General features: G+C 64.5%; 15 protein-coding genes and 1 pseudogene. 11 read left to right on the top strand and 5 right to left on the bottom strand.

All coding sequences use genetic code 11. The annotated features are described in order from the left end of the window. Nucleotides 1–95: 95 nt before the first annotated feature. The 3 genes from HCN50_RS21735 (at nt 96) to HCN50_RS21725 (ending at nt 2,742) form a co-directional block, all read left to right on the top strand. Nucleotides 96–1,064, top strand: coding sequence for an NAD(P)H-dependent flavin oxidoreductase (locus HCN50_RS21735; protein WP_171711709.1), 969 nt, complete (start codon nt 96–98; stop codon nt 1,062–1,064). 48 nt (nt 1,065–1,112) lie between these two features. Continuing rightward, nucleotides 1,113–1,847: an SDR family NAD(P)-dependent oxidoreductase gene (locus HCN50_RS21730; protein ID WP_171711708.1), complete on the top strand. Its 735-nt coding sequence runs from the start codon at nt 1,113–1,115 to the stop codon at nt 1,845–1,847. Nucleotides 1,848–1,968: 121 nt separating this feature from the next. Beyond that, a complete protein-coding gene (locus tag HCN50_RS21725; RefSeq protein WP_171712041.1) occupies nt 1,969–2,742 on the top strand; it encodes a thioesterase family protein in 774 nt (257 codons plus the stop codon). 53 nt (nt 2,743–2,795) lie between these two features. Here HCN50_RS21725 and HCN50_RS21720 read toward each other — a convergent pair whose 3' ends face one another. Together HCN50_RS21720 and HCN50_RS21715 are read right to left on the bottom strand one after the other, a co-directional pair. Then, nucleotides 2,796–4,364 (bottom strand): ABC transporter substrate-binding protein, encoded by a 1,569-nt coding sequence (locus HCN50_RS21720; RefSeq protein ID WP_171711707.1) that lies wholly within the window; start codon nt 4,362–4,364, stop codon nt 2,796–2,798. 66 nt (nt 4,365–4,430) lie between these two features. Then, nucleotides 4,431–5,213 (bottom strand): hypothetical protein, encoded by a 783-nt coding sequence (locus tag HCN50_RS21715; protein WP_235977132.1) that lies wholly within the window; start codon nt 5,211–5,213, stop codon nt 4,431–4,433. 362 nt (nt 5,214–5,575) lie between these two features. On the opposite strand from HCN50_RS21715, the gene minC reads away from it, so the two are divergent. The 4 genes from minC to HCN50_RS33740 all read left to right on the top strand — a co-directional run bounded on the left by minC (nt 5,576) and on the right by HCN50_RS33740 (nt 7,980). Then, complete coding sequence (minC, locus tag HCN50_RS21710) at nt 5,576–6,277, top strand: septum site-determining protein MinC (protein WP_171711706.1); 702 nt, start codon at nt 5,576–5,578, stop codon at nt 6,275–6,277. Between the two features lie 19 nt (nt 6,278–6,296). Further along, the gene (minD, locus tag HCN50_RS21705) at nt 6,297–7,112 is read left to right on the top strand and encodes a septum site-determining protein MinD (RefSeq protein WP_171711705.1); all 816 of its coding nucleotides are present in this window, start codon (nt 6,297–6,299) and stop codon (nt 7,110–7,112) included. After that, a complete protein-coding gene (minE, locus tag HCN50_RS21700) occupies nt 7,109–7,402 on the top strand; it encodes a cell division topological specificity factor MinE (protein WP_171711704.1) in 294 nt (97 codons plus the stop codon). Before minD ends, minE begins: the two co-directional genes overlap by 4 nt. A gap of 89 nt (nt 7,403–7,491) precedes the next feature. Further along, nucleotides 7,492–7,980, top strand: a complete 489-nt coding sequence (locus HCN50_RS33740) for a GFA family protein (RefSeq protein WP_311968108.1) — start codon at nt 7,492–7,494, stop codon at nt 7,978–7,980. A 153-nt stretch (nt 7,981–8,133) separates the two neighbouring features. On the opposite strand, the pseudogene HCN50_RS34505 reads toward HCN50_RS33740, so the two are convergent. Continuing rightward, a pseudogene (locus HCN50_RS34505) lies at nt 8,134–8,301 on the bottom strand (AMP-binding protein); the annotation flags it as partial. Between the two features lie 110 nt (nt 8,302–8,411). Here HCN50_RS34505 and HCN50_RS21690 point away from each other — a divergent pair. Then, nucleotides 8,412–9,392 carry an NAD(P)H-dependent flavin oxidoreductase gene (locus HCN50_RS21690; RefSeq protein ID WP_235977128.1) on the top strand — a complete coding sequence of 327 codons (981 nt, stop codon included), beginning with the start codon at nt 8,412–8,414 and terminating at the stop codon, nt 9,390–9,392. Nucleotides 9,393–9,608: 216 nt separating this feature from the next. Then, on the top strand, nt 9,609–11,942 hold the full coding sequence (locus tag HCN50_RS21685) for a mechanosensitive ion channel domain-containing protein (protein WP_171711702.1): 2,334 nt from the start codon (nt 9,609–9,611) through the stop codon (nt 11,940–11,942). 32 nt (nt 11,943–11,974) lie between these two features. Here the strand turns inward: HCN50_RS21685 and pdxR are convergent, their stop codons facing one another. Then, on the bottom strand, nt 11,975–13,417 hold the full coding sequence (gene pdxR, locus HCN50_RS21680; RefSeq protein WP_311968098.1) for a MocR-like pyridoxine biosynthesis transcription factor PdxR: 1,443 nt from the start codon (nt 13,415–13,417) through the stop codon (nt 11,975–11,977). Between the two features lie 92 nt (nt 13,418–13,509). On the opposite strand from pdxR, the gene HCN50_RS21675 reads away from it, so the two are divergent. Beyond that, a complete protein-coding gene (locus tag HCN50_RS21675; protein ID WP_171711701.1) occupies nt 13,510–14,445 on the top strand; it encodes a DMT family transporter in 936 nt (311 codons plus the stop codon). Here the strand turns inward: HCN50_RS21675 and HCN50_RS21670 are convergent. Beyond that, nucleotides 14,412–15,065, bottom strand: a complete 654-nt coding sequence (locus tag HCN50_RS21670; RefSeq protein WP_171711700.1) for a hypothetical protein — start codon at nt 15,063–15,065, stop codon at nt 14,412–14,414. The two genes, HCN50_RS21675 and HCN50_RS21670, sit on opposite strands and share 34 nt — an antisense overlap. Nucleotides 15,066–15,201: 136 nt before the next feature. On the opposite strand from HCN50_RS21670, the gene HCN50_RS21665 reads away from it, so the two are divergent. After that, the gene (locus HCN50_RS21665; protein ID WP_171711699.1) at nt 15,202–15,450 is read left to right on the top strand and encodes a hypothetical protein; all 249 of its coding nucleotides are present in this window, start codon (nt 15,202–15,204) and stop codon (nt 15,448–15,450) included. Nucleotides 15,451–15,556 lie beyond the last annotated feature (106 nt).

Genomic DNA, 15,556 nt, shown 5'->3' with positions numbered 1-15,556 from the left:
AATAATTGACACTGGAAAGATTGCCTTGCTGCTTGGTATGACGTCTGGCAACTCTTTGAGCCACACTGCTTGAATAACCGAAGGATCGTCTCTCAATGTCCATGCCCGCGCTGTTCAAGGGCCGCCTGTCGATACCGGTGATCGGGTCGCCGCTGTTCATCATCTCCGTGCCCGATCTCGTGATCGCCCAGTGCAAGGCCGGAGTGGTCGGATCGTTTCCGGCGCTGAACGCGCGGCCGGCCTCGCTGCTCGACGAGTGGCTGGCGCGGATCACCGAAGAACTTGCGGCCTATGACAGGGCGCATCCGGAGCGGCCGTCGGCGCCGTTTGCGGTCAACCAGATCGTTCACAAGTCCAACAACCGGCTCGATCACGACCTTGCGGTCTGCGAGAAGTACAAGGTGCCGATGCTGATCACCTCGCTCGGCGCGCGCGAAGATCTCAACCAGGCGGCGCATAACTGGGGCGGCATCGTCTTCCACGACGTGATCAATCAGAAATTCGCGCACAAGGCGATCGAGAAAGGGGCCGACGGCCTGATCCTGGTGGCGGCCGGCGCCGGCGGCCATGCCGGCACGATCTCGCCGCTTGCCTTCGTCGCGGAGACGCGTGCCTGGTTCGACGGGCCGATCGCGCTGTCGGGCGCGATTGCCAACGGCCGCGCGATCCGCGCGGCGCGCATTCTCGGTGCCGACTTCGCCTATATCGGCTCGGCCTTTATCGCGACCGAGGAGGCCAACGCGGTCGAGGCCTATAAGGAAATGATCACGTCCTCGTCGGCGGAGGACATCGTCTATTCGAACCTGTTCACCGGCGTGCACGGCAATTATCTCAAGCCGTCGATCGTCAAGGCCGGCCTCAACCCCGACGACCTGCCGACCTCCGATCCCACCAAGATGAGCTTTGGCACCGACGCTTCCGGCGAGCGCACCAAGCCGAAAGCCTGGAAGGAGATCTGGGGCAGTGGCCAAGGTATCGGCGGTATCGGCAAGGTGGTGCCGGCCGCCGAGTTGATCGCGCGGTTCAAGAAGGAATATGACGAGGCGGTCGACCCCGCGTTGTAATGCGTGTTGCGGGGCGCGCCCCGTCGTGAATGCGACGGAGGATCGATGATGGCCCGACAGGATCTGAGCGCCCGTTTTGCGCTGGTAACGGGCGCGTCCCGCGGTATCGGCGCGGCGATTGCGCGGATGCTGGCGGGTGCCGGCGCCGCGGTTGCAGTCAATTACCGCGAGCGCGCGGCTGACGCTGATGCGGTTGTCGCGGACATCAAGGCTGGCGGCGGCCGTGCCATCGCGGTCGCGGCCGACGTCTCGCAGGCTGCGGCCGTTACGGCCATGGTCGAACAGGTCGCCGCCGCACTCGGCCCGATCGACATTCTCGTCAACAATGCGGGCTTAGCGATCGTGCGCGGCGTCGATGATCTCACCGAGGATGATTTCGACCGCACCATTGCCGTAAACCTGAAATCGGCGTTCCTGTGCACGCAAGCCGTGCTGCCGGCGATGCGGGCGCGCAAATGGGGCCGGATCGTCAACATCTCGTCGGGCGCGGCGCGCGGTGCCGGCGCCATCGGCGTGCATTACAACGCGTCCAAGGCCGGCATGGAAGGGCTGACGCGCGGCTACGCGGCGCGGCTTGTCAAGGACGGCATCACGGTGAACGCGGTGGCGCCGTCGCTGATCGAGACCGACATGATGGGCGGCCGCACCGATCTGGCGCGCAACATCCCGCTCGGCCGCATGGGGCAGGCCAACGAGGTGGCGCAAGCTGTCGCGATGGTGCTCGGCAACAGCTACATGACCGGGCAGACCATCGTTCTCAACGGCGGCATGGCGTTCATTTGACGCGCCGTTCTGATCTCGACGTCCAGCGAATAGCGCGCAGCGCTCCGCCCGCGGTGGGCTCGACTCGTCCCGCGGGAGCAGGCAAGAAGCTCGTCCCTTGATCGCCAAGACCTCTCATCCGATGGAAGCCATCTTTCGCGTTGACGGCAACGACGTCGTCACCAGCCCGTTTGCCGCGGGACCATGGGACCCGAGCATGCAGCATGGTTCGCCGCCGGCAGCGCTCGTCGTATGGGCAGCGGAGCGGATTGCGACGCCAGTCCCCATGCGGATCGCGCGCGCGACCGTCGACCTGATGCGCCCGGTGCCGGTGGCGCCGCTCAGAATCGAGAGCGAAGTCCTGCGCGAGGGGCGCAAGATCCAGCTTTGCGCCGTTAGGCTGCTTGCCGAAGGGGTGGTGGTGGTCGCGGCCACCGTGCTGAAGATCAAGGTGCAGGCCCAGGAACTGCCCGCGGAGGCCGCGATAGAGCCGATCGAGCTATCGGGGCCGGATCGATCGCGCGTCGAGCCTGCGGATTTTTCCTCCAGCCCATTCGTATCAGGCATGTCGCTGCGGGCCGCCCGCGGCCGGTTCGGCTCGCCCGGCCCGGGCGCGATCTGGTACCGCGTCGACCGACCGATCGTGGAAGGCGCGGCGCTGTCGCAGGCGATGCGGGCGATGGCGGCAGCGGATTTTTGCAACGGCACCTCGGCCGTGCTGGATTTCCGCGAATGGACCTTTCTCAACGCCGACCTCACCGTGAACTTTGCGCGGGAGCCGGTCGGCGACTGGATCCTGCTTGATGCCGAGTCCTGGATCGGTCCTGACGGCGCGGGGCTCGCCATGGCGCGGCTCGGCGACGAGCGCGGCTATTTCGGCCGTGCCATCCAGAGCCTGGTCATCGACAAGCGCTGAGCGCTGTTACACGGCGCGATGAAGCCGCGATCACTGGGATCGCGGCTTCCCGGTCATTCGAGATCGAGCGCCTGGTAGCGTCCGCTTTCATCGAGCGCCGTGCCCCAGATCTTGTGCGAGGCCTGGTGTTCGGAGCGGCCAAAGCCGAGCGAGGTGCCGAGACCAAGGTCGAGATTGCGCATGGTCTCCAGCGTATCGATCAGCTTCTCGGTGTCGAGCTGAGGCCCGGCCCGCTTGATGCCCTGGATCAGGACGTTGGCGGCGACATAGCCTTCGAGCGACACGTAGTCGGGCGCCTCGCCGGGGAAATATTTGGCGAGCGCGTTCTTGTACTCCAGCACGGCCGACGAATAGCCCGACACCGCCGGCACCACCTGCGTCACGATCACGCCGTTGGTGTAACGCGGTCCCAGCAGCTTCAGCTCTTCGGCAAGCGCGGTGGAGCCGACGAACGAGACGTTGGAGTAGATCATGCCGGGATAGAGGTCGCGCGTCTTCTCGATGAACCTCGCCGCGGCCCGGTAGGTGGCGACCATGACGACCGCCTTGATCGGCGGCTTCGCGACCTTCAACTGGTTGATCGCATCATCGACGTCGACGGTGTTTCGCGCATAGCCGAGCCGAAGGATGGCACCGTCGTTGACGCCCATCGATCGGAACGCCTTTGCAACGCCCGCAAATCCGGCGTCGCCGTAGGAATCCTGCTGCGCGAAGACCGCGATCTGCCGGGGCTGCAGCCGGCGTATCTTGACGAGGTAACGAACGACGGCGTCGGTTTCCTCGGCGTAGCTGGCGCGATAGTTGAAAACGTAACGGTCCGGCGGATCGTTGCGCAGGATGTTGGCGCCGGTGAAGGCCCCGAAGAACAGCATCCGCCGTTCGAGCGCATAGGGGATCGCCACCGCCGAGGTGGGTGTGCCGACATTGCCGACGATGCCGAACACCTGGTCCTTTTCATAGAGCTGCTTCATCGCATCGAGCGTGCGCGAGGGTTCATAGCCGTCGTCGGCGGCATACAATTTGAGCATTCGCCCGTCGATGCCGCCAGCATCGTTGATCCGGTTGAAGGCGGTCTCGATCCCGAGCTTCATCTGGCGGCCGAGCTCCCTGGAGGAGCCGGAGAAGGGGGCCGCGATTCCGAAACGGATTTCCTTTTCGCTGATGCCGCGCGGCAGCGGACCGGCCGGGACGTTGGCGGTCGGCGCGGTCGCCGCGTTTGCGGCAGTTGCCGCGGCGGCGGGCGATGGGCCGATGACGCTGGAGAGGCTGGGACCTGCGATCGAGCGTTCGAGATCGGCAAGCTGACGGTCGGCGCGGATGCAATCGATCCGGCCCGAGGTAACGGCGGCGCGGCCGTCGGCCACACTGCGATCGAACGTCTGGGTGAGATCAGAACGCTCCGCCTCGTTCGACGACGCCTCGCGGATCACCAGCGTGAATTTGTCGACAATGGTCTGGATGCGGGGACGGGCAATGTCGCGGCACGCCTGTGCCGAGCCGATCACGGGGCCGACGCGGCCGGCAAGGTCGCGCACGATCGCAATGTCGCCGGCAGCCTGGGCACTGCCCGCGATACCGAACAGCACGGCCCCGACCAGCAAGGTGATCCGGCGCGAGGTCATGGCAAACTCCTTGAGAACAGGATGGTGGAAAGTCGCTCCTTGGGCATTGTCATTCTTCCATCTGGATCATGGGTTGGCGCGTTGCGGCGCGGCCTGATCCGGCTTCTCACGCCACTGCATGAACTGCTGGAGCAATTGTCCCGACTGCTCCGACTGCGCCGGCGCACTCGGCGGCGTGGAGGCGAGAAGCGACTGGAATTCGTTGATCGCAGGCTTTTGCGAAGCCTCTCCGGATTGTGACAGCGCGCTCTTGATCGACTGCGCGAGGCCGGAGAAGGCCGATGCCTGCTCACCGTCGCTCTGCCCCGATCCGGGCACCGCCACCACAAAGAACAGGGCCACGAGAGCCGCGACGCCGATCGCGGCCGCAAAGCGCGCCGCGACGCTCCACAATGCCTTTTTCGACTCCAGGTCGGGTTCGTGCATCACCTCAGGGTCGAGCGGGTGGCGCAGCGCGTTGGAGACGGCGCTCTCGAGCTGGGTGTCGAAAGACGCCGGAGAAAACGGCGTCGTCGCGGGGCCAGAATCGCGCCGGGAAGCCGACCGCTCACGTAGCCAACGCGGCGCGTAGTACAGGGGATCGCGCGGATTGATATGGTCCTGCTCACTCACACTACTCATACGCTCACTCCTCATGGCGCCCGTCGGATGATCCGGCGGATTGGTTGGCGGCGAAACGGCTGCGGACGCGCCGGACAGAATTTCCAGGTGATGGAAGAGGCGCGCGGTATCGTCCGCGTCCGCTTTCCGCTCGCTGTCGAGTTCATTCGGAAGATTTGAATCAAGGCGTGATGCGTCGTCCTTAAGCCCGACACCTGTCTGCGAGACCGAATCTCGCGACCACGCCATCCCCACGGCTTCCACTGCCCTCGTCCCCTGCCGGCAAATGTCCGTCTGCCCGACGGATTGAGCTGCCAGACCCGGAAGTCCGACAGCACACATAAGTTTGTTGGAGCCGCGCAAGGACGAATTTAGGTCGGAAACGTGACGAAAGTAAGTTGAGGCTCTGTTAACTACAACCGCGCGCATCCCTGTTTTCAAAGGCTTTGGCGCGCGTCTGCCCCGATTAGCAGCTGGAATCGGCCACAAATGCGCCGGATTCCCGGCCTGTTCCGCCGTCTTCTGCGCGCACCGCGCGTTTTCGCATTAATTACTCGTTAACCAAGTTCGTCGATTCTTAACCATTCAATAAGAAAGGCGAGTCGAACATCATGGACGTCCGAACGGATCCCACGCGTCAACTGGTTCGGCTGCGCGGCCGTTCGTACGTAGCGTTCGTGTTCAGTCCCGTCGTGCCGATTGTGGATTGGCTTGCCGAGATCGACGCCACGCTGGCGCGCTCGCCCGGCTATTTCGTCGGCAAGCCGATCGTGCTCGATCTCTCAGCCGTTGACCTCTCAAGCTCCGCCATCGCCCATCTGCTCGGCAGCCTGAACGAGCGCAACATCCGCGTTCTCGGCATCGAAGGCGTGGAGGAAGAGCGCCTGGCAGCCAACATGCCGCCGCTGCTGACCGGCGGCCGCGCCTGCGTGATCACGCGAAACGAGCCGGCGCAGAAGTCCGAGCCCGAACCCAAGCCGAAGCCGACCTCGCTGCTGCTGGAAACCCCGGTCCGTTCGGGCCAGTCCATCGTCTTCATGGAAGGCGATGTAACCATCCTGGGTTCGGTCGGCTCGGGCGCGGAGATCGTCGCCGGCGGATCGATCCACATCTACGGCACGCTGCGCGGCCGCGCCATGGCAGGCGTCAACGGCAATTCGGCCGCGCGAATCTACTGCCAGAAAATCGAAGCCGAGCTGCTTGCCATCGACGGCTACTACCAGACTGCTGAAGAAATCGACGTCTCGCTCCGCAATCGCCCGGCACAGGCCTGGCTGGAGGGCGAGACCATGAAAATTACCCCGCTGAATTAACCGGCTAAGGAGATCACGTATGGCCAAGGTCCTGGTCGTTACCTCTGGCAAAGGAGGCGTTGGAAAGACTACCTCGACGGCCGCGCTCGGCGCGGCGCTTGCGCAAGGCGGGCAAAGCGTCGTGGTAGTAGATTTCGATGTCGGCCTGCGCAACCTCGATCTCGTGATGGGCGCCGAACGCCGCGTCGTGTTCGATCTCATCAACGTGGTACAGGGCGTGGCCAAGCTGCCGCAGGCCTTGATCCGCGACAAGCGGCTGGAAAATCTCTGGCTGCTGCCGGCCTCACAGACCCGCGACAAGGACGCACTGACAGACGAGGGCGTCGGCCGCGTTATCGCCGAGCTCAGGAGCCGGTTCGACTGGATTCTGTGCGACAGCCCGGCCGGCATCGAGCGCGGCGCGACGCTCGCCATGCGCTATGCCGACGAAGCCGTCATCGTCACCAATCCCGAAGTGTCCTCGGTGCGCGACTCCGACCGCATCATCGGCATGCTCGATTCGAAGACGGTGAGGGCGGAGCGCGGCGAGCGGGTGGAAAAGCATGTGCTGATCACCCGCTATGATCCGGCGCGTGCGGCGCGCGGCGAGATGCTCAACATCGACGACATCCTGGAAATCCTCGCGACGCCTCTGCTCGGCATCATCCCAGAGAGCCAGGACGTCCTGAAGGCGTCCAACGTCGGCACGCCGGTGACGCTCAACAACGCCGAGAGCGCGCCGGCCCGCGCCTATATCGATGCCGCGCGCCGCCTGATGGGCGAAGAGGTCGCCATGACCGTGCCGGCCGAGCGCAAGGGCTTCATGAATCGGCTGCTGGGACGGAGGGCTGCATGAGCTTGAACTTGCTGCGGCTGTTCGGTGGCCGCAATGCAACCGCCCCGGTCGCGCGGGAACGGCTGCAAATTCTGCTGGCACATGAGCGCGGCTTGCTCGGCCAATCCGACCTTTTGGTCACGCTGCGCGAGGAGATTCTCGCTGTCGTGTCGAAACACGTGATGCTCGACCCCGACAAGGTCATCGTCAAGCTGGAGCGCGGAAAGACGGTCTCGACGCTCGAAGTCGACATCGAAGTGCCCAATAATTTCGACAAGAAGGCTGCCGCCGAAAGGCGCATGGCCGGTTGAAAGGGCTCGGTCGGCTGAGGGGCGACACCGACGAGGTTGCGCGGGGCGGCTTTCTGCTTAAGATTGCACCGTCTAGCTTCGGTCCGACCATGAATTCGGTGCAGCCTGTTCTTCCAATGACCGGCGGATGTTCGTGCGGCGCAATCCGCTACGAGATATCGTCGTTTCCGCTGCTGCTCTACACCTGCAATTGCACGGATTGCCAAACCGCGTCCGACAGCGCATTTGCGCTCAACATGCCAGTGGCGACCAAGGACTTTCACCTGCTAAAGGGCGAACCGAAGGGATGGCGTCGTCCGTCCCCGACCGGTGCCGATGTCACATCCTGGTTCTGCGGAGATTGTGGCGGTCGAATCTACGGCGAACGTGCGGAACGCCCGGAATCCATCAATATTCGCGCGGGAACCCTCGGCGAGACCAGATGGTTGAACCCGGCTGCCCACATGTTCATGCGAAGCGCGCAGCCTTGGATCCAACCGGCCGCCAATGCTGAATGCCACGAGATCGGGCCAAGCGATTTCCGGCCGCTCGCTGAAAAGTGGCGGGCGATGTGGCCGGAATTCTTTCCGCAAACATAGCTCTCGTGTCCCGGATGCTGCGCAGCGCGTCGCTCTTCGCGACGTGGTGCGCTGCTGACCCGGGACCCAGCAGCCGGGGCGTGGACCCCGGCTCTGCGGAGCGTCACTTCGTGCCGCACCGCGTCCGGGACACGCTTCACGGTCGCGAGGCTTCCCCATCATCCGCTCGCGGCTGGTCCAGAAGCCTGCCTTCAGCACCTTCTTGTCGACCTTGCCGACGCCGGTCATCGGCAACTCGCTAACGAACTTGATGTGCTTGGGCGCGTGCGCCGACCCTCTCCTGGCCTTGACCAGCTTGATCAGTTCGTCTGCATTCGGCTTTACTATAGCGTGTTCGAGCGAAGTGGATACCGGTTCGCGTGAAGAAAACGCGTCAAGCCAACAACTAACGCTAGCACAACAAGCAAGCGGCTCAAGTCAGGAACAACGCCTTGCCGTCGATCGATCTGCTTGCGGGCTTTCGCGACCGCCTCAGCCTGCCGCTGATTGCGGCGCCGATGTTTCTCGTCTCCGGCACAGACCTGGTGGTAGCCGCCTGCCGCAACGGCGTGATCGGTTCGTTTCCGACCGTGAATTGCCGCAGCCCCGAACAACTCGATCAATGGCTAACGGACATCGATGACCGGCTGAAGCAGCATTCGGATGCAAGCGGCAAGCCTGCAGCGCCTGTATGCGCCAATCTGATCGTGCATCGCTCCAATACGCGGTTGGAGCAGGATCTGCAGGTGCTGCTGCGTCACCGGCCGGAAATGGTGATCACCTCCGTCGGCTCGCCGGCGCCGGTATTGAAGCCGTTGCGCGATGCCGGCGCGCTGGTGTTTGCCGACGTCGCATCCATCCGCCATGCCGAACGCGCGGTCTCCGCTGGTGCCGATGGGCTGGTGCTGTTGACGGCAGGCGCGGGCGGCCAGACCGGCTGGCTCAATCCCTTCGTATTCGTGCGCGCGGTACGCGCCTTCTTCGACGGCCCGCTGGTGCTGGCGGGCGGCATCGCGGATGGTCACGCCCTGCGCGCGGCCGAAGCGCTCGGCTGCGACCTCGCCTATATGGGCACCAAATTCATCGCGACGCGCGAGAGCATGGCGGATGCGCGATACAAGGAGATGCTGGTCGCCAGCAGCGCCGACGACATCCTGCTGACCAAAGCCTTCACAGGCTTGCAGACCAACATGCTGCGTTCCTCGATCGAGGCCGCCGGCCTTGATCCGGACGATTTGCCGGCGCGCGGCGCGATCGATATCGCCAAGGATATCGATATCGGCGCGCTCGAGAACGGCCCTAAGCGCTGGAAGGACATCTGGAGCGCGGGTCATTCCGTCACGGGGGTGACCGAGCTGTTGTCCGTCGAGGAGATGGTCGCGCGGACGCTCGCAGAGTATCGTGCAGCCGCCGCCCGCATAAGACTTGGCTAGGTCCCTCCGTTCGCGCTTCATGTTGCCGTGATTTGCCAAGTTCCCTGCGCGACGCGCGGCATGGCTGCGATGCGGGCAAATGCCAAGAGAAAACCGCCGCAGTGGCAAACTTCCGACACAAGACGACGGCGAAAACAGGCAATCCGACATGACGCACGCGCGAAGGCAAACCGATTTCGGTTTTGCCGTCGGGCTCATTTTATTCGAGAGGCCTTCGTGTCGCACAAGCTGCTCCCCTCGATCCTACTAGTCTTCGTCCTGTACGCGTTCCCGGCGTGCGCACAGCAAGGCTCGACGCCGGCTGCGCCTGCCGCCGGCAATGCCGAAGCCTTGACGCCCGATCAGGCCAGGCGGGCGCTCGATACGCTCTCCGACGAGAAGAAGCGCGCACAGGTGATCGAGACGCTGCGCGCGGTCGCCAATGCCTCGCCGCAACAGGCCGCGGCCGGCGAGCCGAAATCCGCGATACCGCTCACGGCCGACAGCCTCGGCGCACAGCTTCTGCTGGCGGTGTCCGAGCAGGTCGGCGAGATTTCGCGCGAGGTCACCGACGCGGTGCGCACGCTGACGCATTTCCGCGCGTTCTACTACTGGTTCGTGCGGACCGCCAATGATCCGTCTGCCTATCATCAGTTGCTCGATATCGCCTGGAAGCTGGCGCTGGTGTTCATCTGCGCGCTTGCCGCCGAGTGGCTGGTCTTCCGGCTCATCAAGCGGCCGGTGGCGCTCCTGGAAGCGCGGCTTCCGCAAATGGCGCCGGCCCCGGCGACGACGCTGGCGGTAGCCGATCCGCCATCGTCGACGGTGGATATTGCCGCGGCGCCCGCGCAGCAGCGGCGGCGGCTCAGCCTGGCGCGCACGTGGCAGTCGCTGGTCAGGCTGCCTTTCGTGCTCGGGCGTCTCGTGCTCGAACTGCTTCCGGTGCTCGTCTTCATCGGCATGGCTACGACGTTGCTCGGCACCGGGATCGGCTATTACGCAACAACCCGGCTCGTGATTCTCGCGGTCGTCAACGCCTATGCGCTGTCGCGCGCGTTGATCTGCGTGGTGCGGGCGCTGGCCGGGCCGTTCGGCCTGATCCGCGTGCGCGCCGAAACTGCCGCCTATACCGAGATATGGGCACGGCGGATCGTGACGGTGGCTGTCTCCGGCATCGCCTTTGCCAACGTGGCGCTGCTTCTGGGCCTGCATCGCGCCGGCTACGCCGCGCTGCTCCGCCTGGTGATGCTGGTCGTGCATCTGTTCATCGTCGTCATTATCCTGCAGTGCCGGAGGCCGGTCGCCGATGCCATTCGCGCCCCGGCCGGCCGCACGGACGCCGCGGCCAGGATTCGCAATCGCGTCGCCGGCCTCTGGCACTACCTTGCGATCGCGCTCGACCTCGCACTGTGGGCGGTGTGGGCGCTCAATATCCGCAACGGTTATGCGCTGCTGCTGCAGTATTTTGTCGGCACCATCGCAGTCGCGCTGATCGTGCGGCTCTCGACCCTGCTCGTGCTGAGCCTGATCGATCGCGGCTTTCGCATCAGCCCGGATCTTCTGCAGCGCTTCCCGGGCCTGGAGGCCCGCGCCAACCGTTATTTGCCGCTGCTGCGCAACATCGTCTCGGCCGTGATTGCCTTCATTGGCCTCGTTGCGCTCCTCGAGGTCTGGGGCGTCGATGCCATCGTCTGGTTCTATGGCGGCCAGATCGGCAGCCGCTTACTGTCCGCGGTGGTGACCGTCGGTGTTGCCGCCCTAGTGGCGGCTGCGATCTGGGAAGTCAGCAACGCGCTTCTCGATCGCAAAATCACTGCGCTGTCCCGTGAGGGCCATTATGCGCGCGCGGCGCGGTTGCGCACCTTCCAGCCGATGCTGCGGACGGCGCTGCTGTGTCTGATCGTCATCGTCGTCGGCCTGACTGCACTGAGCGAGATCGGCGTCAACGTCGCGCCATTGCTTGCCGGCGCCGGCATCGTCGGCATCGCCATCGGCTTCGGCTCGCAGAAACTGGTGCAGGACCTCATCACCGGGCTGTTTCTCCTGCTTGAGAATACCGTCCAGGTCGGCGATACCGTCACGCTGTCGGGCCTGTCGGGCGTGGTGGAAAACGTCTCGATCCGCACGCTCCGCCTGCGTGCCGGCGACGGCTCGGTGCACATCGTGCCGTTCAGCGCGGTGACGACCATCACCAATTCGAGCCGCGGCGCCGGTAACGCCGCCGTCAGCGTCAACGTCTCCTACAAGGAGGACACCGACCGCGCCGGCCAGATCCTCAAGGATATCGTCGCCGAAATGCGCCGCGAGCCCGAATTCCAGCACCTGATCCGCGGCGATCTCGAATTGTGGGGCGTCGACAAGGTGGACGGCTCGATGGCCTCGATCGTCGGCCAGATCCGCTGCAGCGATGCAGGCCGCTGGCCGGTGCAGCGCGAGTTCAACCGCCGCATGAAGCGGCAATTCCAGGAGTGCGGCGTCGAGATCGCGCCCACAAGTCAAACCATCCTGATGCAGGTTCCCGCGGCTGCCGATGTGGCCGCAAATGCGCAGCTCCGACGGGCGGCGGGCTAGCTTTGTTGGCCACGAGACGGCATTTGCATCTCTCAGCGCACGATCCGTCCCAGGATGCGCGCGGCCTGGTCGATCTCTTTCTCGTTCCACGCGGCGAAGCCGAGAAACAAACCCTGCTCGCCGGTCCTGTGATACAGCATGCTCGACAGTGGCCGGCTGACGACGCCGGCCTCGATCAGCCGTGCTGACAGTTCCTGATCGTTGGTTTGGCGGCGGCACGTTGCCAGCAACTGCATGCCGCCGGCCGGAGCTTCGACGCTGAGACGGTCGCCTGCTTCGGCGGCTAGCGCCTGCAGCATGTGGTCGCGCCTCGCCTTATATAGACGCGTCATCCGTCTGATGTGGCCGAGATAGGCGCCTGCATTGATGAATTCGGCCAGCGCGTCCTGCATCATGATCGACGTCAGCATTCCCATGTGCCGCTGCGCGAGTTCAAAGTGGCCGATCAGCGCTTCCGGAACGACAATGTAGCCGATGCGAATGTCCGCATAGGTCGCCTTCGAGAAGGTGCCGAGATAGAATACGCGCGGTGACGGCGCCAGCCCCTGCAGCGCGGCCACCGGGCGTGCCTCATAGTGGAATTCGCCGTCATAGTCGTCTTCGATGATGCAAGCGTCCGCGGCTTCGGCGAAACGGAGAAGTTCGAGGCGGCGGCCGATCGGCATCAGCCGCCCGGTCGGGTACTGGTGCGACGGGGTGACGAAGATCAGCCGCGGCGTTTCCTTGCGAGCGGCGATGGCCATGCCCTGCGCGTCGAGCGGTATGGCGGAGACAATGGCGCTGGCGGCATGGAAGGCGGCGTTGGCGCCGCCATAGCCCGGACTTTCGATCCAGGCGTGATCACCCGGTTCGAGCATCGCCATGGCCGTCAGCGTCAAGCCGGCTTGCGCTGTCGGCACGATCAGGACCTGGCTGGCCTCGGCCTTGATTCCGCGATGAACCGCGAGATGCCTCAGCAGGGCTTGCTGTAGCGGCGGATGGTTGATGGGACGATCGCGGCGTAACAGGGCGTTCCGCGCCGCGCGCCGCAGGTACCGGCTCCACTCATCGTGCGCAAACTCGCGCTCGTCGGCGAGCCCTGGCTGAAAGGGCCGGGGCCGCCCGGCATGAAGCGGCGGCCAGTTCGCCCGGTGCAGGCTGCTTGCCCAGGCCGACACGCTGATCCGCGCGCGTCCGCTGCGGCTGCTGCGCGATGACAGCTTGCGGCGATCGAGCGTCAGGCCATCGGCCACGATCGTGCGACGTCCGGCGGAAAGGGCGACATAGCCTTCCGCGGCCAATTGCTCGATCGCAAACGAGACGGTGTTGCGCGACAGCGCCAGCGATTGCGCGAGTTGCCGGCTCGAGGGCAGGCGCTGGCCGGGTGCGAGCCGTCCTTCGGTGATGAGGTGGCGCAACTGGTCGGTGAGCTGGCGCGTCAGCGTCTCGCCGCCGTCGCGCTCCAGATGCAGCATTCCGGGCAGCAGGTCGTCCACAACTGGCCCCATCATTTCGCAAAAACTGGTTCTTTCATTAGTGCCAGTTGGAAGGCTAGGCAAATATCGGCTTATGACGGGATCTGTTCGAGATGACCAGCGGACTTTCAACCCGCAGCGCGGCGGCGCTGCTTGCCGGTGTCGTGCTCGCCTGGGGAACCAACTGGCCGGTGACGAAGATGGTCGTGCACGACGTACCTCCCCTATGGGCAACGGCGATACGCTGCATGATCGCCGCGGCGACGCTTGCGCCAATGTTGTGGGCGCAGGGGGCCTTCATCGTGCCGAAGCGCGGCGACCTGCCGGTCGTGTTCTGCACCTCGATCCTGCACCTGGTGGCGTTTTCCGCGCTGGTGGCGGCCGGACTTCAGTTCGTGCCGGCAGGCAGGGCGATCGTGCTCGGCTATACGACACCGCTATGGGTGGCGATCGGAGCCGCGCTGTTTTTGTCGGAAGACATCACCCGAAAGCGCGTGATCGGTATCGGCTTCGGCCTGGCCGGCCTCGCCGTCATCTTCAGTCCGCAGACGCTGGACTGGAGCGACCGCAACGCGCTGTTCGGCAGCGGCCTGATCCTGATCGCGGCGTTCTGCTGGGCCGCCAACATTGTTTACGTCCGCGCGCACAAATGGATTTCGACGCCGTTTCAACTGGTGTTCTGGCAGGTGCTGCTGGCGGCCGCATTGCTCGCGAGCATCGCGTGGGTGATGGAGGGCGCGCCGCACATCGTGTGGACCGCGCGTCTTGCCGCCCTGATGCTCTACAGCGGCATCGTCTGCACGGCGTTCGCCAACTGGTCAATGACGATGGTGAATCGCAGCCTGCCAGCGGTCACGACGTCGCTGTGCCTTCTCGCGACGCCGTTGTTCGGAATCTGCAGCGCGATCTTGATCCTGAAAGAGCCGCTTGAGCCTTCGCTCTTCCTCGTGATGGCCTTGATCATCGGCGGGATCGCGCTCGGCACCGTCGCCGGTCCATGGCGCCCGAAAGCCGTTCAGTTCGCCACGAAATACCAATCGCCGCCGTAGCGGACGAGCTGGCTCGGCGGCTTGTCCTCGAACTCGAAGAATTTTTTGGGATCGCCGCCCGGCGGCACGCGCAAGAAGCCGGTGAAATAGTGCTTCAGGCCGCGCGTGGTCAGAAACAGCACATAGGTGCCTTCGTCAGCCTCATCGATCACGACTTCATTGCCGCCTGCGGAAACATTGGGCTCGCCGTCGCCGAGCGCGATCAGGTTCTTGTTGTGGCTGACGTTCGGCTTGAGTTCGCCAGCCTCGATCCGCGCCACGATCCGTTCGCGCGTCTTGCGGTGCCAGTTGAAATTCTGCTGCAGGGCGATCTGGTGCAGCGGGGCGTAGACGAGAACGACAAAGGTCAGCGCATAGACCAGAAAGGGGAGAGCGAATTTCATCCCGCCTTTTTGGATGCGCAGCAGGAGCGTCGCCGACCACAGCGCGCAGCCGCAGAACAACAGCGCCATCAGCGGCACGACCAGGAGCAGCACGAAGCCGGAAGGCCAGTCCGCCATCGCCAGCTCGAAGGTCGCGGCCGACAGCGTGACTGCCGAGACCAGCGTGGCGGCCGCCAACGGCGCGCGGACCGACGGACCGGTCGTGGCCATTGTCGTCGCTGCCGCCGATTCCGCCATGCCCTGCTGCTCCGCTTCCGCCGGCCGGGCTTGCCCCGCCGCTCTTAACGCGCCGTTAACCATATCCGCCCCAACAATAGCCCCAGAGGATGATCCGCCGCCACGGCGAGCGATGAGCAAATGGAAGGGGCGTGGAATGGATTTCGATCGGCATCTCGCTGCCAAAACCCCCGTGACCATCGATGAGCTGCGGCGGCGGGTGATGTTTGCGCTCGATCGGCATCCGCTCTGCCGCGGCATTGAATTCGATGTCGTCAGCTTGCCCCGCAGCCGCAAAAGCAACTGGACCGTTACGCTGCAGGCGGTCGCCCCCGGCGCCCTGTGGGAGGCGTCCGAGATCGTTGCCGACATCCAGGAAGTCTATGAACTGGCCGCGGCGGCTTGATTTCGGCTGTTTTTGAGACGATTTCCCCATCTTTTTCGATCGCATCAGGGCTCCCATCGGCATCGTAAAGCCTCAATTGTCATCCAGTTTTCGGCAAAAGGGCCAA

The sequence above is a fragment of the Bradyrhizobium archetypum genome (assembly GCF_013114835.1).
In the GTDB taxonomy this organism is placed as follows: Bacteria; Pseudomonadota; Alphaproteobacteria; order Rhizobiales; family Xanthobacteraceae; genus Bradyrhizobium; species Bradyrhizobium archetypum.
This window is presented reverse-complemented; position numbering and strand designations above follow the sequence as displayed.